This is a genomic window from Bradyrhizobium sp. S3.7.6, assembly GCF_054061875.1.
The window spans coordinates 398,750-421,190 of sequence record NZ_JBSSEQ010000004.1; the positions used below are offsets into that span (position 1 = coordinate 398,750).

27 protein-coding genes and 1 pseudogene are annotated in these 22,441 nt (G+C 59.5%); 18 read left to right on the plus strand and 10 right to left on the minus strand.

Annotation, left to right across the window (positions count from 1 at the left end; all coding sequences use genetic code 11):
* Positions 1–99: 99 nt before the first annotated feature.
* Positions 100–552, minus strand: coding sequence for an Hsp20 family protein (locus ACVJ5M_RS47470; protein ID WP_354100598.1), 453 nt, complete (start codon positions 550–552; stop codon positions 100–102).
* Positions 553–1,015: 463 nt separating this feature from the next.
* A complete protein-coding gene (locus ACVJ5M_RS47475) occupies positions 1,016–2,149 on the minus strand; it encodes a sensor histidine kinase (RefSeq protein WP_354100597.1) in 1,134 nt (377 codons plus the stop codon).
* Between the two features lie 157 nt (positions 2,150–2,306).
* On the opposite strand from ACVJ5M_RS47475, the gene ACVJ5M_RS47480 reads away from it, so the two are divergent.
* Positions 2,307–2,516 (plus strand): hypothetical protein, encoded by a 210-nt coding sequence (locus ACVJ5M_RS47480; protein ID WP_085398613.1) that lies wholly within the window; start codon positions 2,307–2,309, stop codon positions 2,514–2,516.
* A gap of 433 nt (positions 2,517–2,949) precedes the next feature.
* Here ACVJ5M_RS47480 and ACVJ5M_RS47485 read toward each other — a convergent pair whose 3' ends face one another.
* Complete coding sequence (locus ACVJ5M_RS47485) at positions 2,950–3,459, minus strand: phasin family protein (protein ID WP_231145627.1); 510 nt, start codon at positions 3,457–3,459, stop codon at positions 2,950–2,952.
* Between the two features lie 378 nt (positions 3,460–3,837).
* Here ACVJ5M_RS47485 and ACVJ5M_RS47490 point away from each other — a divergent pair, with 378 nt between their 5' ends.
* Positions 3,838–4,086 (plus strand): response regulator, encoded by a 249-nt coding sequence (locus ACVJ5M_RS47490; RefSeq protein ID WP_231145628.1) that lies wholly within the window; start codon positions 3,838–3,840, stop codon positions 4,084–4,086.
* Positions 4,087–4,710: 624 nt separating this feature from the next.
* Positions 4,711–4,875, plus strand: a complete 165-nt coding sequence (locus ACVJ5M_RS47495) for a hypothetical protein (RefSeq protein WP_161495738.1) — start codon at positions 4,711–4,713, stop codon at positions 4,873–4,875.
* Between the two features lie 531 nt (positions 4,876–5,406).
* On the opposite strand, the gene ACVJ5M_RS47500 is transcribed toward ACVJ5M_RS47495, so the two are convergent.
* On the minus strand, positions 5,407–5,769 hold the full coding sequence (locus ACVJ5M_RS47500; protein WP_027574697.1) for a PRC-barrel domain-containing protein: 363 nt from the start codon (positions 5,767–5,769) through the stop codon (positions 5,407–5,409).
* Between ACVJ5M_RS47500 and ACVJ5M_RS47505 the strand changes: the two genes are divergently transcribed.
* From ACVJ5M_RS47505 to ACVJ5M_RS47515, 3 genes are all read left to right on the plus strand, one after another.
* Positions 5,762–5,929, plus strand: a complete 168-nt coding sequence (locus ACVJ5M_RS47505) for a hypothetical protein (RefSeq protein WP_161495739.1) — start codon at positions 5,762–5,764, stop codon at positions 5,927–5,929. The genes ACVJ5M_RS47500 and ACVJ5M_RS47505 overlap by 8 nt on opposite strands.
* A 415-nt stretch (positions 5,930–6,344) precedes the next feature.
* On the plus strand, positions 6,345–6,647 hold the full coding sequence (locus tag ACVJ5M_RS47510; protein WP_028154436.1) for a hypothetical protein: 303 nt from the start codon (positions 6,345–6,347) through the stop codon (positions 6,645–6,647).
* 21 nt (positions 6,648–6,668) lie between these two features.
* Complete coding sequence (locus tag ACVJ5M_RS47515; protein WP_231145631.1) at positions 6,669–6,818, plus strand: hypothetical protein; 150 nt, start codon at positions 6,669–6,671, stop codon at positions 6,816–6,818.
* A gap of 78 nt (positions 6,819–6,896) precedes the next feature.
* Here the strand turns inward: ACVJ5M_RS47515 and ACVJ5M_RS47520 are convergent, their stop codons facing one another.
* Positions 6,897–7,349, minus strand: a complete 453-nt coding sequence (locus ACVJ5M_RS47520; protein WP_231145632.1) for a PPC domain-containing DNA-binding protein — start codon at positions 7,347–7,349, stop codon at positions 6,897–6,899.
* A 5-nt stretch (positions 7,350–7,354) separates the two neighbouring features.
* A complete protein-coding gene (locus tag ACVJ5M_RS47525) occupies positions 7,355–7,915 on the minus strand; it encodes a type 1 glutamine amidotransferase domain-containing protein (RefSeq protein WP_354099090.1) in 561 nt (186 codons plus the stop codon).
* A gap of 138 nt (positions 7,916–8,053) precedes the next feature.
* Here ACVJ5M_RS47525 and ACVJ5M_RS47530 point away from each other — a divergent pair, with 138 nt between their 5' ends.
* Positions 8,054–8,821 carry a meso-2,3-butanediol dehydrogenase gene (locus ACVJ5M_RS47530; RefSeq protein WP_354100596.1) on the plus strand — a complete coding sequence of 256 codons (768 nt, stop codon included), beginning with the start codon at positions 8,054–8,056 and terminating at the stop codon, positions 8,819–8,821.
* A 22-nt stretch (positions 8,822–8,843) separates the two neighbouring features.
* Here ACVJ5M_RS47530 and ACVJ5M_RS47535 read toward each other — a convergent pair whose 3' ends face one another.
* Both ACVJ5M_RS47535 and ACVJ5M_RS47540 read right to left on the minus strand, forming a co-directional pair.
* Entirely contained in the window at positions 8,844–9,506 is a 663-nt protein-coding gene (locus tag ACVJ5M_RS47535; protein WP_354099084.1) for an HAD family hydrolase, read from the minus strand.
* 30 nt (positions 9,507–9,536) lie between these two features.
* Positions 9,537–9,773 carry a hypothetical protein gene (locus ACVJ5M_RS47540; RefSeq protein ID WP_456679800.1) on the minus strand — a complete coding sequence of 79 codons (237 nt, stop codon included), beginning with the start codon at positions 9,771–9,773 and terminating at the stop codon, positions 9,537–9,539.
* A gap of 80 nt (positions 9,774–9,853) precedes the next feature.
* Between ACVJ5M_RS47540 and ACVJ5M_RS47545 the strand changes: the two are divergent.
* From ACVJ5M_RS47545 to ACVJ5M_RS47570, 6 genes and pseudogenes are all read left to right on the plus strand, one after another.
* Positions 9,854–9,973: pseudogene (locus ACVJ5M_RS47545) on the plus strand (DNA ligase); the annotation flags it as partial.
* A 1,033-nt stretch (positions 9,974–11,006) separates the two neighbouring features.
* Positions 11,007–11,453, plus strand: coding sequence for an Hsp20 family protein (locus tag ACVJ5M_RS47550; protein ID WP_354100595.1), 447 nt, complete (start codon positions 11,007–11,009; stop codon positions 11,451–11,453).
* A gap of 81 nt (positions 11,454–11,534) precedes the next feature.
* On the plus strand, positions 11,535–12,020 hold the full coding sequence (locus ACVJ5M_RS47555) for an Hsp20/alpha crystallin family protein (RefSeq protein ID WP_354099081.1): 486 nt from the start codon (positions 11,535–11,537) through the stop codon (positions 12,018–12,020).
* 81 nt (positions 12,021–12,101) lie between these two features.
* Positions 12,102–12,428, plus strand: a complete 327-nt coding sequence (locus tag ACVJ5M_RS47560) for a hypothetical protein (protein WP_354099080.1) — start codon at positions 12,102–12,104, stop codon at positions 12,426–12,428.
* A gap of 222 nt (positions 12,429–12,650) precedes the next feature.
* Positions 12,651–12,944 carry a hypothetical protein gene (locus ACVJ5M_RS47565; protein ID WP_354099079.1) on the plus strand — a complete coding sequence of 98 codons (294 nt, stop codon included), beginning with the start codon at positions 12,651–12,653 and terminating at the stop codon, positions 12,942–12,944.
* Positions 12,922–13,044, plus strand: coding sequence for a DUF3237 domain-containing protein (locus ACVJ5M_RS47570; RefSeq protein ID WP_354099078.1), 123 nt, complete (start codon positions 12,922–12,924; stop codon positions 13,042–13,044). Before ACVJ5M_RS47565 ends, ACVJ5M_RS47570 begins: the two co-directional genes overlap by 23 nt.
* 305 nt (positions 13,045–13,349) lie before the next feature.
* Here ACVJ5M_RS47570 and ACVJ5M_RS47575 read toward each other — a convergent pair whose 3' ends face one another.
* The gene (locus tag ACVJ5M_RS47575) at positions 13,350–13,859 is read right to left on the minus strand and encodes a lipocalin-like domain-containing protein (protein WP_354100594.1); all 510 of its coding nucleotides are present in this window, start codon (positions 13,857–13,859) and stop codon (positions 13,350–13,352) included.
* Between the two features lie 1,186 nt (positions 13,860–15,045).
* Between ACVJ5M_RS47575 and ACVJ5M_RS47580 the strand changes: the two genes are divergently transcribed.
* The 5 genes from ACVJ5M_RS47580 to ACVJ5M_RS47600 all read left to right on the plus strand — a co-directional run bounded on the left by ACVJ5M_RS47580 (position 15,046) and on the right by ACVJ5M_RS47600 (position 20,955).
* Positions 15,046–15,261, plus strand: coding sequence for a formate dehydrogenase (locus ACVJ5M_RS47580; protein ID WP_354099077.1), 216 nt, complete (start codon positions 15,046–15,048; stop codon positions 15,259–15,261).
* 11 nt (positions 15,262–15,272) lie between these two features.
* Positions 15,273–18,230 carry a formate dehydrogenase subunit alpha gene (locus tag ACVJ5M_RS47585; RefSeq protein ID WP_456679801.1) on the plus strand — a complete coding sequence of 986 codons (2,958 nt, stop codon included), beginning with the start codon at positions 15,273–15,275 and terminating at the stop codon, positions 18,228–18,230.
* Between the two features lie 13 nt (positions 18,231–18,243).
* Complete coding sequence (gene fdh3B / locus ACVJ5M_RS47590) at positions 18,244–18,840, plus strand: formate dehydrogenase FDH3 subunit beta (protein WP_354100593.1); 597 nt, start codon at positions 18,244–18,246, stop codon at positions 18,838–18,840.
* A gap of 48 nt (positions 18,841–18,888) precedes the next feature.
* Positions 18,889–19,908 (plus strand): formate dehydrogenase subunit gamma, encoded by a 1,020-nt coding sequence (locus tag ACVJ5M_RS47595; protein WP_354099075.1) that lies wholly within the window; start codon positions 18,889–18,891, stop codon positions 19,906–19,908.
* Positions 19,909–20,250: 342 nt separating this feature from the next.
* A complete protein-coding gene (locus ACVJ5M_RS47600; protein WP_456679802.1) occupies positions 20,251–20,955 on the plus strand; it encodes a cupin domain-containing protein in 705 nt (234 codons plus the stop codon).
* Between the two features lie 130 nt (positions 20,956–21,085).
* Here ACVJ5M_RS47600 and ACVJ5M_RS47605 read toward each other — a convergent pair whose 3' ends face one another.
* Positions 21,086–22,420: an IS5 family transposase gene (locus tag ACVJ5M_RS47605; RefSeq protein WP_063982113.1), complete on the minus strand. Its 1,335-nt coding sequence runs from the start codon at positions 22,418–22,420 to the stop codon at positions 21,086–21,088.
* Positions 22,421–22,441 lie beyond the last annotated feature (21 nt).

The following is a 22,441-nucleotide window of genomic DNA, read 5'->3' on the forward strand; positions in this document are numbered from 1 at the left end:
TCGTCCGCATGGCTAAAGCTCTACCCATCATAAGACGCATTAGGGTGGCCGCGCGGGAGCACCCGCGCGGGCGGCGATCGGAACCAGGCCGCGGGTTGGTCAGGCGGCCTTGCCTTCGATCTGCTTGACCTGCCCGGCGCTTGCGCCCGCGATGGCGATGCGCCGCGGCTTCATGGCCTCGGGAATCTCGCGTTGAAGCTCGATGACCAACAGACTATTCTCGAAGTGCGCGCCCTTGACCTCAACGTGGTCAACCAGGGTGAACTGGCGCTTGAATGACCGTGTCGACATTCCGCGATGCAGGAAGGTCTTCTCGTCCTTCTCGGCCTTATGGCCTTCCAACGTCAGGACATTCTGCTCCACCGTAAGGCCCACCTCGTCCGGTGTGAATCCGGCGAGCGCCACCGAGATTTGGAAGCGGTTCTCGTCGAGCCGCTCGATGTTATAGGGGGGATAGGTCTCTTCGGCGGTCCGTTGGACCTCGTCGAGAACGTCAAACAGGTGGTCGAACCCAATGGTCGACCTCCACAGGGGAGTCCAATAATACCTCATAGCCAAATCCTCCAAAGAGCAAGCTGGGTACGAGCTGGCACCGGACACCTTCCCGGCGCCCGCCTTGATTGCGGGGCCCCGAAGGCGCCCCGGCCGCCACGTCTGCGGCGTCCAAAAAATCTGTCACGAGCAAAAACGTTTCAAGAGGATGACGAAAAACATTTAGCGCTCTAAACGGGCGGTCTGGTCTAGCGTTGTTGTCGTGAAGGTTACATCCGCTTCTCTGCGGTCGATTGCCGCCTGGGTTCGAAATCAGCGGTGGACGCCAAGTTGGATCGGTGTCCGGTCTGCCTGACAGCCGACATGACACGCGCTCAATCGACCTGCGGCTAAGGGCCACAACCCGACTACCCACCTCGGCGACGATATGGGGCTTTGCTTGGTCCGCAGGTGTACCATCGGCCGACCCGGCCCGCGATAGCTGAGGCGCAGCCTATCCCGTTCCTGCTCAGCAGGTCCCACTTTACATTATCAAAGGGAATGTAAGCGTTGTTGTTGTACCCGCGTCGCCGCTGGTCTGGTTGACGGTACCGCCAATTTGTCTCGCCAGAGAGGTAATCAGCTTAAGGCCCGACCCGTTTTTGTTCGGATGTTGAATGCCGCGACCGTTGTCGGTCACTGTCAATCGGGCCTCGCCGTAGCCGACGCCTCCCACCAAACTTACGCTGATCCTGCCTCCCTCTGCACCGAACGCATGCTTGATGCTGTTCATCGCAGTCTCATTCAAAATGAGGCCAACCGGGAGGGCCCGATCGATCGCCAATTCGAGCTCATCGCATTCGACGTCGACTTCAACCTCATCCACCTGATTGCGGATCGCGCTGCAAAGAGCCCGGATGTAATGGGAAAGTCTAACGATCTGCCCTTCTTGGCGAGGGGCAAGCTGATCATGTGCGAGCGAGATGGCGTTGATGCGGCTGGCCACGTGGTCCAGAGCGCGGTGTGATTCTGGATCAAGATAGCGGCGCTTCTGGATGGAAATCGAGGACAGGACGAGTTGAAAATTGTTCTTGACCCGATGTTGCATCTCTCGAAGCAAGATCTGCCCCTTTTTAGCTTCCGCGACCGCAGCCATAAGGCTTGCATGTTCGTCCGGTCGCGCACCGCGACGCAGCACAGCACCTATCAGCGCGGCGGCGGCGGTCAGAAACTCGGTCGTATCCTGGGAGAAGTCTCTCGGCTTTGTACTGTCCACCTCCAGCACGCCCCATGCGGCGCCGCCGATGAGGATCGGGACGTTGCTGACAGCCACAATGCTGTGCTCCGCCAAGAACTCGGAACAAACAAATTCGTTCTGCTCGGCGAAATCTCTGATGCTGACAGGCTCGGCCGTTTGGAAAGCGCGGCCAGGCGGCGAGCGGAGGTCGGCCGACAGCGTGGCGGTGCGGACGGCACCATCCTTCCAGCCGACTCCCGCAATCAACAGAAGATCGGACGTGTCTGGACGATATTGAAGCACCTTAACATGGTCGATTTCCACGGCTCGGGCAATTTGCAGCACGGCTTGGTCCAAGAAGCGTTCTGTTCCGGCCTCTTCAACCGAAAGACGACCGATATCGACCAAAATGCGGATATGGCGCCGGAGTTTGTCCAGCACATCGCCCTCAGTGTGTTCGGCCGGGTGGTCCTCCATTCGTTTCTAACATCGGGCCTCATGAATTGTGCCTAAGCGCGAGACCGTACAATAGGAACGAAACAGGGAACCTCCGCTCCAATGCGGGTTTGGTTCTCCCGACAAAACAGCGAGAGCGAAAATGGAAAACAGTGGCGTCGGAATGCTACTCGGCGATACCTCAGTGACGGCACTCTGGATGATGTTTATCGGCGCCTTCATCTTGGGTGGCACAATTCTCTATGGCGTCATAAAGACGGGAAGGATGCGCCGCAGCGAGCGTGCGCAGCTCGATCGAAACACAGAGATGGCGCAGCGCCGGGACGACCCGGAGAAAAGAGCCGCTCGTTAAGCGATCGGCGCGTCGACCGGTCAAATGTAAGATTTAGGAACTTAGGCCGGAATGGCGCTGGGGCGTCTACACATATTTCCGCGATGTCCGCTTATTCCCTAACAGCCGCACGGAAGCGGACAATGCGCGAGGTCCGAAGTACAGGCTTAAAAGATTGTTCTCCAAAACGCTCGAACGCTAACGCCCGCAATGGGTCACAACCGACCGTCGAAGCGAGCGCGGGTCCACGTCCGCTCTACCAGCGATAGACGTATGACAACAGGATCAGCGGGGTTCGGTTCAGGGCCACTTCCGGACACGGCGCGACTGATTGGCCTCGATGAGCCGGTCACCCCTTCCATGCAGGATCCTAACGCACGCAAGGCGCGGCGGCATCGCCCCTTTCGAAATCCGCGTTTGCGTCCATCCTTTTCCGCAGCGGGTACGGCTTCAGTTATCGTCCCGGCAGAGCCGTGAGCTCTCGGGGGCGCTTGATGCGCCAGAACGGATATGCCGCCAATTCTTTCGAATGCTGCCCGAACATATCGACCCGTCTGCTTGTAAACTCCGTAATGACGCCGAAAAATTCAGTTGGTGACCTGATCGTCGCAAGTCTCAGGCCGAATTCAAAAGCAAATTGCGCGTTGGCCTCGGCTATCTCAAGAAGCTTCCCTTGATACGCCTGCATGTTTGCCGTCGCTAAAGCAAAGCCTTTCGTTAGATCGCTATCCGTCATTCTCTGACTGAGGTCATTTGGTAAGGCATCCACCCGAGGCTCAATGATAGGAACCTCGTGTTTAGGATCATGAAGCTCAGGAGGCGGTTCAATCGAGACTGCCGCAACAGAGCGAAGTAAATTCTCTTTCGGGCTTCTAACAATGCTCTGCTTGTTCCGTTGGGCCCGCGCGGTCATTTTCGGATTCCGGGCGCGCTTCGGCGCCGTCGCCGGTTTGCGTTTGCTCATCTGACGCTCCAAGAAAATGGGGGTGCGACCACAACGGTCATTTCTGAAAGGACAACAGGCTTTGTGACGTGGCGTTCCAAACCCGTGCATTGTTGAAGTTCCGCATGAACTGAGATCAATCGCACGTTCTGCGCTGTCGACGATGAGTTTAGGTAGCAACTCCAACCAACAAACGTCTAACTGGCGATCTTCCTGACCACTGCTCAACGGCGTCAGTCTGAGAACAATCAGCCCTCCGCTCGTTGTGCTCTCTGCGGCGACTACACAGGCGTTCATCTTTCGCGAGACTTTCTTGAAGCGAACCTTCGGCCATTGATAAGCCGTATCGCTGGAGCAAGTTGAATGCTCTAGCACTAACAGTATTACTAGCAGTTCGTGGTGGACGCTTTGCGAGAGGAAGAGTACGAGGTCATCCATGTGGCTGACGGCGAAAAGGCATTGGCGTGGCACGGGCGGCGAATCACCGACGTTCTCATCACGGACGTCAAGCTGCCCGGAGGCATCGACGGATGGCAGATCGCCGAACATTGCCGGGCGACGCTTTCCGACAGCGCGATGAACTTAGCCAAATTATACCAGCAGACGCATCTGATCAGTTCGTTGAAGGCTTTCGCGAAGGCGTGTTGAACGTCTGGCACGGAGCTTAGGCTTCGCACAGGGCGGGGCAGCGAGCGTACGCCGGGGCCCGCTCACCGATATTGTGCCTGCCATTAGTTTTGCAGCAACGGCCCGTTAACCCCAACGTCCATCATAGCCGCTCTCCTTAAGCCGATCGTGCAGTTCGGTGTAGATCTCTTTCAAAGTTTCGTGACGTCGTTCGAGAGAGACACGAAGAGGTCGACGTCTGTTCCGGACTTGTTTTCTGTCCCCTTGGCAAATGAGCCGCTTGGGTGCTCCTCGCAACTTGTTTCCAGCCCAATGTGATAGGAGCGGATACAACGCTGCTTGAACTTGTCGGACGGGTGACGTGGACGACGTGTCAACGGCCTGGCGAACCAGTATGGACTGGAGATATTGATCGGCTGTCATGGGAAACCATTGGCAATCAAAGCCTGAGCATACGTCGACGTGTGACGTATTCCTAGTTGTGTCAGGTCGGTTTCTAAACCAGGCAGTGGACAACATGCCGGCAACCACCGAAGTGCCGATCGTCCGCCAGCGTAAGGCTGTAGAAACCGCTAGGCTTGTCGGGGCCATCGGACTTGCCGAACCGCGAAGGAGCATCACGCGCAGCTAAACCTAGGAGGCCCCATGCCGCTCCACTATCCGTTTTCGCTGCTCTGGATCGCCGCTTTCTTCGTGCTGCTTTTTTCGATCGTAACCGGCGTGCTCCGAGGAGCGCCCCGCTACAGCATCAGGCTCTTCTGGTCCGCCATTGGGGCTGCCTTTGCGGCCCAAGCCCTCGATGGGTTTTAGTGGGTATGATCCCGGCGCGCCTCTAGGAACGATCCATCCTTCGAATGCTTGGTGCCTGCCGGGTCGGTCGCGAAACCCGGTGGAGCTAAACAGAACTCGTAGCTCTGGAATGCGGACCCCAGTCATACCCTCGTTTGGCTGGGGTCCGTCCCGACAGTCGCCGCGCCAAAGCATCCCACCTCCGGCGGGTACAGGACGCCATGTCAGTCTTCGACATCGCCAATTTGTGGCCCGCTCAGGCCCTCACGTTCATCTCTTGCGAATCTGCCGCCCGATTGCTTCTGCGATGGCCAACGATTGTTCTTTGTGGCTTGGATGGTCCCAGCTCCGCGGGTCTGATGGATCGAGCGGCCGTATTGACCGCGCCCGGCCTCTTGGGCGCAGGTTCCTTTTAAACAACACGCGCCCGTGAGCCGACTAGCCGCCCCTCCCGACCAACCAGCCACTGCCAACAGGCTCCTGGCGGGGCTCCCGCCTTCCCCCCTGGGGGCTGCCTAATTTGATCACGAACTGCGTTACCCACTTCGAACCTCAGGCCACCGGCACGCCGTAGTAGGCGTTCACGGAGCGCGTGGTGGCGGGGTCGCTCCAATTCCAACTGCTCTCGTCGGCGTATTTGGGGGCGCCGCGGAGCTGGTCCTGGGTAATGCCGGTGACGTAGCCGCCGAGGTTGGTGTCGTACTTCAGCGCCTGCCAGGGCAGCGGATAGTGATCGTCGCCGATGCCGAGCAGGCCGCCGAAGCTCAGCACCGCGTACGATACCTTGCCGCTGACCTTGTCGATCATGACGCGCTCGATGTAGCCGACCTTTTCGCCGTCGGCCCCGTAGACATTCGTGCCCTCGACCTTGTCGCTTCCGATCAGGCTGAAGGTCTCGCGATCTTCCATGGCCATGTTGACCTCCCGGATGTTGTCTTCTGGAGTCAACTGGAGGACGATGGCTCCGTTCCTGGCTGAAAGCCTCGGTGGCCTTGTTTTGGATGATCGGAGTTCGAGGATGGAGCTGACCGATCTGGAGCGCGAATTTTTGAGGAAGCTGCTCGGCGAATCCTAGGTCAGCCCGCCGATGTTCGACCATGAGATCGTGGCACGGCTGGTGGAGCTGGGTCTTGTGGAAACCGAACCGCTTCCATCCGGCGATATCGAATACCGGATTACTGATGCGGGCCGAACGGCGGCCGCGTAACCGCAATTCGGCCAGTTAAGGCTGGATCCCCTCAACTATCTGAACGGCTGCGACCCAAGCGACGCCGGCTCTTATCCGATTCGCAAAGGCGGACCGATCCGGCACCGGCGCCGAGCAACATCTGAAACAGTGCTCGGTTGGCCCTGTATCTGGCGGCAGGGTGCCGCGTCATCGGCTTGCATGCTTCGGACCTCGCATCGCTCCCGCACTAGGGGCTTGAGATTGGAACCGGGGGCCCTTCCCAGTCTTAAAACGAATATTTCCAATCGACGGGAGGAGTGTCATGCCTCGTGGCGACAAGTCCAGTTACACCGACAAGCAGAAGCGCCAGGCCGAGCACATCGAAGAGGGCTATGAACACCGCGGCGTTCCGGAGAAGGAGGCCGAACGGCGCGCCTGGGCGACCGTGAACAAGGAGACCCACGGCGGAAAGAAGAGCGGCTCGGGTCGCGGCACTGAGGAAGATCATTCGCCATCCCGCAAAGGCGGCCGATTGGGCGGCGCCGCGTCTGCCAAGCGGCCGGCATCGGAGCGTTCGAGGTCCGCCAAAAAGGCGGCCAAGACCCGAAAACGACGTGCTGCGTAAGGTCATCGAAAGGAGAGCGAGATGGGCCTCGAAGCCGTCTTTTTCCTTGAAGCGCTCGTACTTCTCACGGCGCTGATCTACGGCGTCCTCAGCTATCGCCACCGAAACCGCGCATTGGATCGCGTAGCCGAAGACGTCACGCGTGGGAGGTATCAAAGAGACGAGACTTAGCGGAATTCCTTCACGACCGCCGACAAAGACATCGTATTCGCCAAGCCGGCATGATTGGCTTTAGTCGATGCTGGCACGTCAAGCCTTCGTCGCCGCGATATCGATCAGCGCTATGCCAAGCTCGGGCTTCTTCTTACGCCTGAGATAGGCTGGCGTGTCCGCCACTACAATCTCGAGCGTCGGTCGGACCTTTCCTTCGAGAAGATGCCCGCCGCGAGTAGTCCCGTCAGCCAATCCCAAGACCACATGCACGTGAAGGCTTGCCTTACCGTCGTCGCCGACGGCAATGTCGCCGATCGCGCTCAGCACCTCGCACTGCTCTGCGATTTCGATCTTCTTATAAGTCTTTTTCTCGAAATCGAACCAGCCAACCGTAGCCCTCTCGAAAGCGCCGATGGCGGTGAGCGACGCCGCCGTGATGCCGGCGTCGTTCGCGAACTTGGTGAGCGTCGTGAACGCTTCCTCCCCGGAATCGAGGATGACGACGCGGGTTTTCGAACCCGCCTCGCCCGATAGTTTGATGCTCTTCATCGTCGTCAGGCCGCGCTGCGCTGGGTGTGTCGACCTTCCTTGACCTCTTCCACAATCTTGGCGCAGAAGGCCTCGAGATCGCCCGGGTTGCGGGAAGTGATGACGCCCTGATCGACGATGACCTCAGCGTCCTCCCACTTCGCTCCTGCGTTCGCTACATCCGTCTTGATCGACTTGAAGGAGGTCATTTTGCGACCTTTCGCGATGCCGGTCTCGATCAGAAGCCAGGGGGCGTGGCAGACGGCCGCGACGATCTTCTTGGCATCGAAGATATCCTTGATGAACTTCAGCGCCTTCGGCTCGACCCGCAGAAGATCCGGATTGATCTGCCCGCCAGGCAATACGATCGCGTCGTAGTCGGCGGCCGATGCCTCGTCGAGCGTCTTGTCGACCTTCACCGGACGTCCCCAATCCTTCTTGTCCCAGCCCTTGATCTCGCCTGCGGCGAGCGAGACGACATCGACCGTCGCGCCAGCCTTCTTCAAGCGCTCCTGCGGCACTTCCAGCTCGGCCTGCTCGAAGCCGTTCGTGGCGAGAATAGCGATCTTTTTGCCGGTCAGATCCATGGGTCCAATCCTTCGTTTCGGGGTTTTGTCCAACAATCGATCGTCTCGAACATCGTTCCTGAAAAGCCGGAACAGTCGAGAATTTGAATCCGAGTGCCGAGACGAAGGTTATGAGGGTTAGAAGCAGGAGCGTCTCGCATGGCCAGCAGGTTCCACGGCAAGGTCGTCATCGTCACAGGAGCAGCTTCCGGCATCGGAGAAGCGACAGCACGCCGCTTCGTTAAAGAGGGCGCGAAGGTGGCCCTGGTCGACCGCGACAAAGCCTCACTGGAAAAGATGGCCAACAGCCTGCCTGCTGACCAGGTAATGGTTCAGGCTGTCGACGTTTCGGATTCGAGTGCCGTCGACCGAATGTTCGCGGCTGTCCTCGACCGCTTCGGCCGGCTGGACGTCATCGTGAATAACGCCGGCGTCCATGAAGGAGGCGACCCGGCTTCCATCACCGATGAGAAATGGCGGACAGTGATGTCGACCGACGTCGATGGCGTGTTCTACGGTTGCCGCGCGGCACTTCCCCATCTCCAAAAGACCAGGGGCTCAATCGTGAACACGGCGTCAGTCTCCGGAACCGGCGGCGACTGGGGCATGAGCCCCTATAACGCGGCGAAGGGCGCCGTGGTCAATCTGACGCGTGCCCTCGCCCTGGACCTCGGCAAGAAGGGCATCCGCGTGAACGCGGTCTGTCCCAGACTCACGCGTACGGGCATGACCGAAGACATGATGGACGACAAGAAGCTGCTGGCGAAGTTTGCCGAGCGGATCCCGTTAGGCCGGGTCTGCGAACCGGAGGAAGTCGCCGCCGTGATCGCGTTCCTCGCGAGCGAAGACGCGAGCTTCATGACCGGTGCCAACGTAGCGGTGGACGGGGGCGTATCCGCCTCCAATGGACAACCGCCGCAAGAATAGCCGCGCAGCGCCGGTCGTCGACCTACTTTGCGAGCGCCGTGTCGTCGAAGCGTGCGTAGATAGTGCTCGGTCCGGGGTACACTTCGACGCACCCCGCCTCTCGCAGCGAGCTTTCGGTGAATCCGCCGCAGAGGACGCCGATGGTCGGGATACCTGCCTTGCCAGCCGCGATGGCGTCGTAGGGCGTGTCGCCGATCGCGACCGCTGCGCCGCCCTCGATGCCGAGCTTCTCCAGCACGACATCGAAGATGTCCGGTGCCGGCTTGGACTCGTCGACGTCTTCGGACGAGGTCGCGACGTCCACCAGACCGACGATTCCTGCAATGGCAAGATACTTCTCCAGTTCGTCCTTCTTGGCGGAGGAAGCGATGGCGATGCGAAGTCCTGCGCCTCGCGCGCGCCGCAAAAGGACCGGAACAGCCGAGAAAGGACGGACGAGCGGTAGATACGCCGACTTGAAGCGCTCGCCGCGCCACTCATCGAGCGTCTTGCCATGGTCCCGTTGCTCGGCCTCAGAGAGAAACACAGGAATGAGCTTGTCTCTGCCCTTCCCGATCTGGCTTCGCGCCTGCTCGAACGTGACGTCGTGGCCGAATTCGACCATCGCCTCCTGCCAGGCGAGCGCGTGCAGGTCGACCGAGTCCAGTAAGGTCCCGTCGAGATCGAAGATGGCGGCTTTGGGCATCGCAAGGTTTCCGGTCCCAGAATGGGGCGCCTAGCGCCGACGCGCGACCCAAAGCCCAAGCAGAAACGCCACAAACAGGGATTGCAGCGGCGCCTTCAAAGTCATCTCGCGCAACTGTTCGGCCCAGCGCATCGCGGCATCCTGCGAATGCGACGGGCGACGGCTCGCGTCCGCCGGGCGGCTCGGCCTCGCTAAGGAGGCCTGCTCTATGCCGCCGTCATTATTCGTCAGCCCGGAAGCTTCCGTCATTGCCGACATTTCTTTCATATCCATGCGGCCCTCCTATGATGGTGTCAGAGCAACCGATCTCCCGACGGCTCGTTCCTACGCAGTCTTCCGCAGAGTAGAAGCGACTGAAGCCTCTCATCCGGAGGACTCAACCCTACACCAAACGCATCTTACACAGAGGTATCTGGGTCGAGCCGAAGCTTCTGACGGAGATCGAGTACCGGGCGAAGTCGGCATAGGGCAAGGTCCGGCACCCCTTATTCAAGGGACTGCGGGAGGACCTGTGATAGATGCCTTCCGCTTTTGGCGATGGGCGGACAAGCCGCTCGAAAAGTGGGCTAACCATCCCCGCTTAGCTCTATCGGGTGGTGATGGAGCTCAGCCTGAAGCATAGGCGAAACCCCGCCACGGTGAACGCAGCGGCGGCACGTCTTCAGGGACCGTCGGACGAGAGCGGAACGCCATCCTACACCGGCCGAATAGAAGAACATCCCGCTCACGCCGCGAACCGATCCGGTAAGCCGCCGCGGAGCTGGTCCAGCGGCCGCTGCTCACGCTCGATCCGGCTCCGATAGAGTTGGCGCTCACTTTCGGTTTTGGCACTCGCCAGCAGGAGGGGCGATAGTGTCCGATGACCTTTTCGCTGCCGCGGATGAGGAGGGAGCTCATGGACGTCGCTCATCGCTCGGCTCCATCCTTGCGGAATCCTGGCGTGTCGGAAGCGCGAATGCGACGGGGGATTCGGCGGCCAGAGCATCGAGCGCTGTCTGCTCCTCGGCGCCGTTCGATGAACTCACGTTCCAGCTCCGATAGCCTGGTCCGTAGCAGGCGTCGGTAGCGGTGGATGTTGTTGCGGTGCGCACGGATGCGGACCAGATCTTCGTCGAGCACCGTCGTCACTCCTGACGGTCGTCATGGTCCTTCGGTGTTTAGAAACCGGGAAGAGAATTCCCCGGCGCAAAAATATTCGGGGCGATACCGGAGTCAAGATTCCGGCGGCGGTCGACACCCAAATCCTTAGCCGGATCAGCCCCAAACGGCGTTTGCGGTGCGCAATGGCCGACAGCTCTGTACCGCGACCGAGCGCCGCATCGATTTTTTTCGGTCCGCCCCTTGAAACGACTTCTCATTTTTCTAATTGATTTTTCGCCGCGAGAGCGGTGTGCCGGGCGCCTTCACGGGTCCGGCGCGGGCGCCGGGCCGGGTATCAGACCCGCTCTGACTCCAGCCTTGCGCTCCTTGTATCCATCTTGCTCTTTGGAGGACTTGGTTATGAGGACCACCTTTGACTTCGCGCCCCTGTGGCGTTCCACCATCGGCTTCGACCACCTGGCCGACCTCGTCGACAGCACGCTCCGCCAGGCGAGCGAAGACCACTATCCCCCGTACAACATCGAACGCACCAGCGAGGACCAATACCGGATCTCGCTCGCCGTCGCCGGCTTCGGAGCCGACGATATCGCCGTGACGGCCGAGCAGAATGCGCTCACGATCGAGGGCAGGAAGCCCGAGGAAGCGGCCGGCGAATACCTGTATCGGGGCATCGCCGCGCGTCCGTTCCGGCGCGTGTTCAACCTGGCCGACTACGTCCAGGTGAAGGAGGCCTCCTTCCGGGACGGACTCCTGATCATCGAGGTGCCGGAAGCGATGAAGCCGCGCCGGATCCAGATCGGAAGCGGCGCCTCTCCGTCGCAGATCGAGCCGAAGAAAGCGGCTTGACGCTTGATTGCGGTTCGACAGCGGAACGCGGCGCGCAAGCGTGGCCGTGCTCGCTGGGTGATGCAACGAAGGAGACAAACCATGGCAGTTCGTGATCTCATTCCCTGGTCTAGAAACCAGGAGCTCGCGCCGGCGCGCGGCACCCACGATCCGTTCATGACGCTTCATCGCGAAATGAACCGATTGTTCGACGATGTCTTCCGCGGCTTCGGCGGGACGGGTCTGTCGCCGCTCATGGAATTCGGCTGGCCCAAGATCGAGCTCAGTGAAACCGACAAGACGCTGACGATCTCGGCCGAGCTTCCCGGCATGACGGAGAACGACGTCCAGATCGAAATCGCCAACGGGGTGCTGACCATCCGCGGCGAGAAAAAGAGCGAGCGCAAGGACGAAGGCAGATACTTCACCGAGCGCTACTACGGCTCGTTCCAGCGGCAGATCGCGCTCGAGGACGTCGCGGAGGACAAGGCCGAGGCCTCGTTCAAGAACGGCGTCCTGACGATCTCGGTACCCAAGTCCGAGAACCCGCGCGCGGGCGTCAAGCGCATCGCGATCAACTCGCAGTAAAGACCATCACGGGCGGCGGTCTCCGCCGCCCGAACTCACCGAAACCCGTCCCGACGAAAGGAGCGTAAAGGGAGGCAACCGATGACCGATGCCAACACGAACGCAGGCAATCTTCATCCCCTCTTCCACCCGGCCGCGCACTATGCGTCTCCGGAGGATGTCCTGAAGGATAACGAGATATCCGCGCCGGAGAAGCGGATCATCCTGTCGTCCTGGGCGTCCGACATGTTCGCGGTCGAATCCTGTCCCGCGCTACGCGAGATTCCCGGCATGGACCACACGATCCGGCTCGGGGACATCCTCGCCGCGCTGCGGCAGCTCGACGGCGACGACGATCCGCCGCCCCCCGGGGGCGTGCCGATGCGGCTGCGGCGGCCCTGGGCCGCCGCCTCGCGAAGGTCCGCATGATGCTCACGCAGGTCGTCGTGACGATGGTCCTGCTGGGGCATGCTTCGGCGGCGTGGGCCATTCCGTTCATTGCTTTCATCACCGAGTTGGGAAACCGGCCCGCGCAGCGAGCGTAGGGAGTCTCCGGCGCTATTCCCGCGCGCATCCAGTCACTGCCCGGTGCCGCGAGGCGGGCCTTGATCCTGCGGGCCCCGCACGCTCCATGGCACCGAAATACCGACGGTGCTTCGCGCAGACCTCTACGCGGTCGCAGCGCTGGTGGCGGCTGTCATCGTGGTGATCGGCCATATGCTGCAGCTGCCTGTCCCCGCCGTGACGACGGTCGCGCTGTTGTCGTGCTTCTCCGACGATGGCTTCTGGCGGCCGGACGTACGCATGCCTTTTCAGATCGGCGAAGGCGAGACGGTGCTCATGCACTATACCGGCCTCGTGCAGCAAACAGATACTTTCAAACAAGCAGCCGAAGCAAATCAACCAACAGAAGGACCAGTATATGCGCCTGACGATGCATTTTGATACAGGTGCCGAGCGCGACCGCTGGCTCAATACGTTCGTCGCTAAGGGCCGTTTGCTCGGGACCGGCTGCATCGAATACGCCGTCTATCGCATCACGTAAGGGGCGGACGACCGAGAGCCGTACGCATCCTTTCTCTCGCTGACTGCGCGCCGATGTCATGACCTTTATGGACCTGATGCGCGTTAGTCCGTTGGTGGCCGTTCGAGACATGCCGGTTCAATCTGACGATGTCCGCTTATCCGGTCAGACTGGAAGTCATCACCTCAGAGGCAAACCGACGCGAATGACTCGATTCGGACATCGTGTGCCACTCACTCGATCAGTTCGGGATACCGAGGCTTGGCTTGCCGGTCGGGGGGCCGAGTTCTGAAACCAGTGCCCGTGGTTACGGATTGACCAAAAGATCACTCGGTTGCGCTTGTCGCGCGTTTCAGAGTCACCACAGCAGTACCTCCACCGGATGCCGGTGTAGGATTCTTATACGTGAGCTCATCGCCGTTGATCGCGATGAAACGCTTCTGATTTGTATTGTCCCACGCGGGAAAGCTGCCGCCGATAATATGTAGGGATATTGAATGTTCTGATTCATTGACTTTGTAGTCGCCAAACATCGCGATTAGCCCCTCCAGAGCGGCTTTGCTTTCCCCGGCAGTCGGAAAGTCGCGGCGGGCAAATTTTGGTCGTCGCGGACGCATGAGATTGATTGAGAAGTGATCTGCTGCATCGAACATGAAATATCCTTTCGGATCGGAACCAAATACTTCGGTTGTTTTCCCGGTCTTTTCCTTCACGTTTACAAATGAAATGACGCTCCAAGTGCCTACAAGCTGCTGTTTGAGTGGCTCTGCGGCTCCCGCGGATAACGTGGCGCACGTAAGAGCTGCGGCTATCGGAATTGACAATAGTGCTTTCATGGTGCTCCCTCCGGTTTTCAGGAACGTTCCATCTATGACGGGTGCTGGGCTGGCCGCCCACCTTAGTCAGAGCCTCGAAATCATTGTATGGGGCACTCGTCAGTCAATGGGGCAATTCATCCCACAATACCGCATCCACGCCCAGTACTGGATTGACCACACCCAGACGTGGGCATGCGTTCGAAAAAGGCAATCGGCCAAAACGCTCTACGAGCCACTGCCAAGTGGGCCACGATAATGTCGGCGATGCCGCGGAAGCCGTCGAGCGAGAAGGCCGGGCCTGTGGGGCAAGACAGGACAGCGGTCGTCGGAGCGTTGGCGTGCCGAGCGTTACTTGATGGTTGAGACCGACCATCTTCCATCATGACCTTCGATGGAGATCCGAAGCCCGTGCCAGCCAAACTGAGGAAAGTCGATTGACTCGCTTTGTTTTTACGACAGCGGACGAGATCCATGACGGATTGAAAAATGCAATAGCGGTGTACAATCAGCGACAAGATCGACGAACGAAAGCCACTACCGGACCCCTCCTCTACACCGTTTCAAGCTTGTTGGCTCTGTGTGAGCTTTCGTATCATCAGATCGAAAGCTGTCACGTGAACGGGTTTACACTCCGCACCCAATAGACAACAGATCATTGTTACCGTTTGTAAATCACGAGCGTCCCCCGATCCTCTACTGGGTAAACTGTGAGGGCTTCGTGTACTTTACGCGCAAGTCGAGCTTCATTCGGTGAAGGTATAAGTCACCTACGTGGGCCATCCTATGCGTCGTCGCGACTAAACTTGGCAGCTGCGCTCAGATTATCAATCCGCGCGCACCAAAAACCTAAGTATCTCCGATGTGACTTCCATCAGAAATACTCCGCTCATGTCGAGCGCCACTGAGAAAAAGATCATATCGAGAGTTTTTCTTCTTCTCGATGCGCTTTCCATGCGCATCTTAGGCGGACGGGCTCCAGCGTAGCGCGGGTCTTGAGGAAAATATGTTTATTACCCAGCTGAACAATACGGAAACGCGCCCTTAATTCGCCCCAAAAATTGAATTTAATTTTAACGGGAGGCATCCCCTAGCGTCGATGTTCTACCGGCGATCCGCACACCCAACAAAAGCGTGTGCTCATCTTAACCGCAACCTCCGATCGAGTCGAGTTGACCATCGCGTCCGCTGACCAAGGAGAGTTTCGATGAGCGAACGACACAAAGGGGCAATTGGACGGCGGCAGCTGCTGCGCACCGGAATGATGGGCATCATCGCGACAGCTGCAGCAAGCGCTTTGGAAGTCGACACCGCCGCCGTTGCCGACACTGAAACCGACACCGAGAAGCGCAAGGCGCGATTTCAGCCAGACTCGGCGGAGGTTCAGAATTTCTATCGGGTGAACCGCTACCCTAAGCGTTGAGGGAGGCCCCCGTGCTGATAAAAAGATCAGACCGTCAGCCGCACCAAGGGAGAATTGGTTTTGGGCTGGCAAAGGAGTCGTCAGAGAAGGGACTTGATCGTCGTTCATTCCTGCGCCGCGCAGGCCTCGTCGCGGGCAGTTTGGCCGCGATTGGCGATCTGCCGCTGGGCAGCATTCGTCAGGCTGAGGCAGGCCCGCCGCCGCCTCCCGGGGCGGCCGTCACAACCCGGAAGAATGTTTGCACGCATTGTTCGGTCGGCTGTTCGGTGATCGCCAAGGTCGCGAATGGCGTGTGGATCGGCCAGGAGCCGGACTATGGCAGCCCGATCAATCGCGGCTCACATTGCTGCAAAGGGGCAGCGGTGCGAGACGACGTGTCGAGCGACCGCCGCTTGCGTTACCCGCAAAAGCTCGTCGACGGTCGATGGCAACGGCTCTCCTGGGGTCAGGCTATCGAAGAGATCGGCGACAAGCTTTTGGAGATCCGCCAGAAGGCCGGTCCGGATTCGGTCTACTGGCTCGGCTCGGCCAAGTTCACGAACGAAGCGGCCTACCTTAACCGCAAACTCGCGGCCTTCTGGGGAACGAACAATTCCGATCACCAGGCACGCATCTGTCACTCCACCACCGTCACCGGGGTCGCCAATACCTGGGGCTATGGTGCGATGACCAACAGCTACAACGACATCCGCAACTCCAAGACCATCCTGTTCATGGGCGGCAATCCAGCCGAGGCGCATCCGGTTTCGCTGCAGCATATTCTTGAAGGCAAGGAGCTGAACCGCGCAAATGTCATCGTCGTCGATCCACGGATGACGCGAACCGCGGCGCACGCGACTGAATATGTCCGCGTACGACCCGGAGTCCACATCGCAACCATCTATGGAATGCTATGGCACATTTTCGAGAATGGCTGGGAGGATAAGGCATTCATCCACCAGCGCGTTTACGGTATCGAGGATATCCGCAAGGAAGTCGCGAAATGGACTCCTGACGAAGTTGAACGCGTCACCGGCTTACCAGAAGCTCAAGTCAAGCACATCGCCGAGACCTTTGCGAACGAGAAACCCGCGACACTCATCTGGGCGATGGGCCAGACACAATTCGCCACTGGAACAGCGAACGTACGGGCGAGTTGCATCCTACTGCTCGCTACCGGCAACGTCGGCTATGCCGGTGGAGGCGCCAACATTTTCCGCGGTCATACCAATGTGCAGGGTGCTACCGATCTCGGCCTCGATGTGACAACGCTTCCTCTTTACTACGGTCTTTCCGAAGAGGCGTGGCAGCATTGGTGCCGCGTATGGGAGGTCGACATCGACTGGATGCGCGCCCGCTTCGCGAATAAAACGCTGATGGAAACTCCGGGAATTCCAAGCACACGCTGGTTCGATGCCACGCTGCTGCCGAAGGATCAGGTCAGCCAGCCAGACACGTTGCGCGCGATGTTCGTGATGGGACATGGCGTCAACACGATCACCAGAATGCCGGAAGCAACGCGCGGAATGGAGAAGCTCGATCTTCTGGTCGTGTGCGATCCATATCCAACGGCTTGGTCGGTGCTCTCGGAGCGGAAGAACGGCACATATTTGCTGCCCGCTTGCACAAGCTTCGAGATGGACGGCTCGCGTACAGCGTCCAACCGCTCCCTCCAGTGGGGCGAGCAGATCGTACCGCCAGTCTTCGAATCGAAGAATGACTACGACGTGATGTACATGCTCGCGAAGAAGTTTGGTTTTTCTGATCGCATGTTCAAGAACATCAAGGTGGAGAACGACGCCGTATCTGCCGAAGACATTCTGCGCGAGATCAATCGCGGCGGCTGGTCGACCGGATATTGCGGACAGTCGCCCGAGCGACTCAAAGCCCACATGAAGAACCAGGCGAAATTCGATCTGGTGACCCTGCGGGCGCCGAAGGACGATCCAGAAGTTGGTGGAGACTATTACGGGTTACCTTGGCCATGCTGGGGGACGCCTGAGTTCAGGCATCCCGGCAGTGCGATCCTTTACAACACTAATTTAAGCGTAAAAGACGGTGGCGGTACGTTCCGCGCACGTTTTGGCATCGAGCGCGTGGTCAAGCGCAAGGTGATGGAAAACGGGCAAGAGGTGGAGAAGGAGGAGCATGACAATTTGCTCTCCGATGGCTCCTACTCGGTCGGCTCGGAAATCAAGGATGGATATCCTGAGTTCACTCTTGGTGTCCTCAAGAAGCTTGGCTGGGACAAAGACCTCACCCCCGCGGAAATGCAAATCATCCAGCTAGTAAACGCAGCCAATCCCGATGTCGTGGCCTGGTCGACCGACCTTTCCGGCGGCATCCAGCGTGTAGCGATTGAGCATGGCTGCAACCCTTGCGGTAACGGCAAGGCGCGTATGAACGCCTGGAATTTGCCGGATCCCATCCCGGTACACCGCGAAGTCATTTTCACGTCACGGCCGGATCTGTTCGACAAGTATCCGACGCGTCCGGACGCGCGGCAATTCCGCGTTCCGAACATCGGCTTTTCCGTTCAGAAGTCCGCTGTCGACAGAGGGATCATCAACCAGTTTCCGCTCATCCTGAGTTCCGGCCGGCTTGTCGAATACGAAGGCGGTGGCGAAGAAACGCGCTCTAACAGGTGGCTCGCCGAATTGAAGCAGGACATGTACGTCGAGATCAATCCGGCGGACGCATCTGAGCGCGGCATCAAGGAGGGTGGATGGGTTTGGGTCACGGGCGCTGAAAGCAATTCCAAAACGCGGGTGAAGGCACTGGTGACCGAGCGTATCGGAAAGGGCGTCGCGTGGATGCCCTACCACTTTGCCGGCTGGTACGAAGGCACTGATCTCCGCAGCAAGTACCCCAAGGGAAGCGATCCCATCGTGCTCGGCGAAAGCGTTAACACGCTTACGACCTACGGCTATGACCCCGCAACGGGCATGCAGGAACCCAAGGCCACGCTCTGCCAGATTAAAGCGGCATGAGAGGACGATATCGATGCCTCGCGTCAAATTTCTTTGTGATGCCGACCGTTGTATCGAGTGCAATGCGTGCGTGACGGCCTGCAAGAACGAACACGAGGTGCCGTGGGGCATCAATCGCCGCCGTGTCGTCACCATTAACGACGGCAGGCCCGGCGAGCGCTCAGTATCAATGGCCTGCATGCACTGCACGGATGCCCCCTGTGCGGCAGTTTGCCCGGTGTCGTGTTTCTACACCACGGCAGACGGCATCGTTCTTCACTCGAAGGACCTCTGCATCGGTTGCGGATATTGCTTCTACGCCTGCCCGTTCGGCGCACCGCAGTATCCAAAGGTCGGAAACTTCGGCTCCCGCGGCAAGATGGACAAATGCACCTACTGCGCGGGCGGACCGGAAGCCGACAACACACCAGCTGAATATGCGAAATACGGTTCTAATCGCCTTGCCGAAGGCAAGCTGCCGCTCTGTGCCGAAATGTGCTCGACCAAATCGCTGCTTGCAGGCGACGGCGCGATCATCGCCGAGATCTACGAGGAGCGCGTGATGAAGCGTGGCTATGGCTCGGGCGCATGGGGCTGGAAGACAGCATACCACGAGGGCGTTGATGTCTGAGGCACATCAAGGGCGCTGCGGGCACCGGCGAACTGCGGGAGAATGAGCATGATAACTCCTTCGCACATTCGCTCCTTCATCCTGATTGCGTTCGCGATCCTGACGATGATCGCAATAAATCCCGCGCTCGCGCAGAAACTCGGCCCGGACGGCGCACCCAATCCAACTGCGAGCACGATGACCGAGCAGCAGTTGCTTCAGCAATCACCACGCATCGAGGGCGACATCGACCAGCCGATCGAGCGCGCGCGCGTACTCATTCAGCCGGCCGGCAGGGCATGGGACTATTTCCACCGAGTCACGCTGCGCTGGATCGGCGCCATCGCAATCCTCGGCACGATCGCGGTGATCGCAGCCTTCTACTTCGTCATGGGGCGGCTACGGATCTCTGCCGGACGTTCTGGGCAGAAGATTTTGCGCTTCACTTCTTTCGAGCGCTTCGCTCACTGGCTGACAGCGGTGTCCTTCCTCATCCTCGCCTTAACCGGGCTGAACATCACGTTCGGACGCATCACTCTTCTGCCGGTGATCGGACCTGAAGCGTTCAGCAGCGTGTCGCAAATCGCCAAATACGTCCACAACTACGTCAGCGCATCGTTCGTGATCGGCCTCGTCCTGATCGTCGCGCTATGGATCAAGGACAATATTCCCCGGAAAGTCGATGTGGACTGGATCCGGCAGGGTGGCGGCTTCATCAAATCGAAACACGCGCCGGCGGGCCGCTTCAACGCGGGCGAGAAGCTGGTGTTCTGGTCCGCCCTCGGCGCTGGAGCGGCGGTTACTGTTTCAGGCGCTCTTCTCCTGTTTCCGTTTTATGTGACGAACATCGCGGGGATGCAAATCGCCCAGATCGTGCACAGCGTGATCGCAGTCCTCTTCGTCGCGGTGATCATTGCGCACATCTACATCGGCACACTCGGAACGGAGGGGGCATTCGAAGCCATGGGGACAGGCGAGGTCGATCTTCACTGGGCGGAGGAACATCACGATCTCTGGCTTAAGGATGAGTTGGCCAAGAAACGTCACGCCGATCAATCCGGACAAACATCAGAAACTCCGGCGGAATGAGCATACTTGCGATACATCGGCGGTTCTCGCCTCGCGCAGCATATTCGGCCACCCGATAATCGAAACCACATTGCACGAAAGAAAAACCGGAGCCGTGCCTGCGCCGTAAAGGACCTCATCCTGCGTGCTCGCCAACAGTTCGTCACGGAGAAAATGCATGGATAAACTCACTCGCAGGGATATGCTCGTGACGGCAGCTGTTGCCGGCGGAAATGCTGTCAGGCCGCATCCGCCGCGATCGCACAGACGGCCGACCGCATAGTCCAGCCAAGCCGGGAACCTGGCATTGGCGGTACAGATCCTGTAACCGGTAATCCAACTCGCGAGCGCCAAAACCCGGACATGCTCACTCCGCCCGCTACGGATTCCGGCACGACGCCAAACCTCCGCTTCTCTTTTGCGGACGCGCATGTCCGGCAGACGAACGGCGGCTGGACTCGCCAAATAACCCAGCGAGAACTGGTCATTTCGAAGTCCATTGCCGGTGTGCAGATGCGGCTGAACGCAGGGAGCGTGCGCGAGCTGCATTGGCACAAGCAAGCCGAATGGGCCTACATGCTTTATGGGTCCGCCCGGATCACGGCGATTGACGCCGAGGGTCGAAATTTCGTCGATGATGTGGGTGTCGGCGATCTCTGGTATTTTCCCGGCGGCATTCCACATTCGATCCAGGGGCTAGGCCCGGACGGATGTGAATTCCTTCTGGTTTTCGACGATGGCGACTTCGACGAGGACAGCACATTCTTATTGAGCGACTGGTTCAAGCACGTGCCTGCTGACGTGCTTGGCAAGAACTTTGGCACCCCCGCATCGTCGTTCGGACATACACCCGATCCGCGCGAGCTTTTATATTTTCAAGGCGCCTGTTCCTGGTCCGCTGGGTCCAGACAAGCTGCTGGGTGCGCAGCCCGTTCCACAGACTTTCAGCCATCGCATGCTGGCACCCATCCGCACGAAAGGCGGGACCGTCCGGATAACAGACTCCAGTGTGTTCCCTGCCTCCAAGACCATCGCGGCGGCTCTGGTCGAAATCGAACCGCTACGTGAACTGCACTAGCATCCGAACACCGATGAGTGGCAGTACTACCTCAGCGGTCAGGCACGCATGGGCGTCTTCGCTGCTTCGGGTCAGGCGCGTACGTTCGTCGTTCGTGAAGAACTGGCGGCGGCGCCCGGCTCAAGCGGTGTTTCGAGCCGGGACGGTCTCGAAGAAGGCTCGGATGATGACACGCAAGAGCTCTGCGAGCCATCGCAGCAGCAGACCGAAGTTATAGCCGGCGGCGGCGAGAACAGCGTTGATGCGGTCGCCGAGGCGTCCCTTGAGATAATTTCTGTCCATGCGGTGCTCGGCCTTGACGTGGCCGATGACAGGCTCGACAGCCGCGCGACGCTTCATCTCGCGACGGATGGAAGCTGTGACGCGGCGGACCTGACCCGAGATCCAGACCCTGAACCGATGCGGGTGGTTGTGACCGCGATATCCTTTGTCGACGTGGATACGGCGAGTCTCCACCCCGGTGAGCTTCTCCATGTCGGCGATTACGGGACCGAGCGTGTGCCCATCGAAGGGATTGCCATGCAGGGCCTTGGCATGGAGCACGAACTGGCCGCCCTTCGGAGACGTCACAGGGGTGGCGATGCTGACCTTGCAGCCGAACTCGTAGGGCGCGCGGGCTTTACCTTTGCCGATGCACTCAACCTCCGGAGCATGTAACGCATAGACCTTCGGACCGCGCTGATGCTGATCCTGGCTGCGCACCTGCTGCGCTAAACCGAGCAACGGGCCGAAGCGAGCTTCCAGCACCGTATCGCCATCAATCTTGCGGCGGATGTCGCGGATGATCCGGCCAAGCCGTGTCCGCAGGAACTTGAGCTGCCGCCGGGCGCGTTTGAACTGGTGGGCGTGGGTATAGCGGCCGGTCATGATGGCGGCGCGCTTGGCCAGGCGCAGATAGCTCTGGCGTAGCGGCACACGGTTGCACTTGGCGAGCCCGACCAGCTTGGTGATTGCTCGATGCAGCAGCCGCGCGTCGGTCGGATGTGCAACCGCCTTGGGCTGCACTGTGGTATCGACGACCACCCGTTCCAGGTCCTTGGGACCGATGGCGCCGGTCTTGTGCGCCACTGAAAGACTTTCCTGGATCAGGGCGACGAGCTGTTCCTCGCCGAGCCGCTGCCGCCAGCGTGTCATCGACGATCGATCGAACGGCAGACGGTGGCAGAAGCTCAATTCGCCGCAGAAGTATTGGTAATAGGGGTTCTCGATCCAGCGAGCGCACAGCACCTCATCTGACAGGTTGTGCATGTGCTTCAAAATGAACAGGCCGGCGACTAGCCGCGTCGGCAAGCCCGGCTGGCCCGACCCTGCTTGGCACACTGAACTGAAGCGCTCATTCAGGATGTTCCAGTCGATCAGCGCTGCCAACCGCACCAGCGGATGACCCATGTCGATGATCTGATCAAGCGCCGGAAGCAACAGGTCTTTCTGGCGATCATCCCTCGGCTTGCTCATCGCATTCCCCAATGTCGACGA

Coding starts and splice junctions, on each gene's coding strand:
- ACVJ5M_RS47525 (WP_354099090.1), bottom strand. CDS start 7,915: ATGGATCTGACCGGCAAAAAGATCGCTATTCTCGCCACGAACGGCTTC.
- ACVJ5M_RS47505 (WP_161495739.1), top strand. CDS start 5,762: ATGGCCATGTTGACCTCCCGGATGTTGTCTTCTGGAGTCAACTGGAGG.
- ACVJ5M_RS47550 (WP_354100595.1), top strand. CDS start 11,007: ATGAGGACCACCTTTGACTTCGCGCCCCTGTGGCGTTCCACCATCGGC.
- ACVJ5M_RS47470 (WP_354100598.1), bottom strand. CDS start 552: ATGAGGTATTATTGGACTCCCCTGTGGAGGTCGACCATTGGGTTCGAC.
- ACVJ5M_RS47510 (WP_028154436.1), top strand. CDS start 6,345: ATGCCTCGTGGCGACAAGTCCAGTTACACCGACAAGCAGAAGCGCCAG.
- ACVJ5M_RS47515 (WP_231145631.1), top strand. CDS start 6,669: ATGGGCCTCGAAGCCGTCTTTTTCCTTGAAGCGCTCGTACTTCTCACG.
- ACVJ5M_RS47555 (WP_354099081.1), top strand. CDS start 11,535: ATGGCAGTTCGTGATCTCATTCCCTGGTCTAGAAACCAGGAGCTCGCG.
- ACVJ5M_RS47540 (WP_456679800.1), bottom strand. CDS start 9,773: ATGAAAGAAATGTCGGCAATGACGGAAGCTTCCGGGCTGACGAATAAT.
- ACVJ5M_RS47530 (WP_354100596.1), top strand. CDS start 8,054: ATGGCCAGCAGGTTCCACGGCAAGGTCGTCATCGTCACAGGAGCAGCT.
- ACVJ5M_RS47535 (WP_354099084.1), bottom strand. CDS start 9,506: ATGCCCAAAGCCGCCATCTTCGATCTCGACGGGACCTTACTGGACTCG.
- ACVJ5M_RS47495 (WP_161495738.1), top strand. CDS start 4,711: ATGCCGCTCCACTATCCGTTTTCGCTGCTCTGGATCGCCGCTTTCTTC.
- ACVJ5M_RS47570 (WP_354099078.1), top strand. CDS start 12,922: ATGCGCCTGACGATGCATTTTGATACAGGTGCCGAGCGCGACCGCTGG.
- ACVJ5M_RS47580 (WP_354099077.1), top strand. CDS start 15,046: ATGAGCGAACGACACAAAGGGGCAATTGGACGGCGGCAGCTGCTGCGC.
- ACVJ5M_RS47575 (WP_354100594.1), bottom strand. CDS start 13,859: ATGAAAGCACTATTGTCAATTCCGATAGCCGCAGCTCTTACGTGCGCC.
- ACVJ5M_RS47605 (WP_063982113.1), bottom strand. CDS start 22,420: ATGAGCAAGCCGAGGGATGATCGCCAGAAAGACCTGTTGCTTCCGGCG.
- ACVJ5M_RS47560 (WP_354099080.1), top strand. CDS start 12,102: ATGACCGATGCCAACACGAACGCAGGCAATCTTCATCCCCTCTTCCAC.
- ACVJ5M_RS47485 (WP_231145627.1), bottom strand. CDS start 3,459: ATGAGCAAACGCAAACCGGCGACGGCGCCGAAGCGCGCCCGGAATCCG.
- fdh3B (WP_354100593.1), top strand. CDS start 18,244: ATGCCTCGCGTCAAATTTCTTTGTGATGCCGACCGTTGTATCGAGTGC.
- ACVJ5M_RS47600 (WP_456679802.1), top strand. CDS start 20,251: ATGCTCACTCCGCCCGCTACGGATTCCGGCACGACGCCAAACCTCCGC.
- ACVJ5M_RS47595 (WP_354099075.1), top strand. CDS start 18,889: ATGATAACTCCTTCGCACATTCGCTCCTTCATCCTGATTGCGTTCGCG.
- ACVJ5M_RS47480 (WP_085398613.1), top strand. CDS start 2,307: ATGGAAAACAGTGGCGTCGGAATGCTACTCGGCGATACCTCAGTGACG.
- ACVJ5M_RS47520 (WP_231145632.1), bottom strand. CDS start 7,349: ATGAAGAGCATCAAACTATCGGGCGAGGCGGGTTCGAAAACCCGCGTC.
- ACVJ5M_RS47500 (WP_027574697.1), bottom strand. CDS start 5,769: ATGGCCATGGAAGATCGCGAGACCTTCAGCCTGATCGGAAGCGACAAG.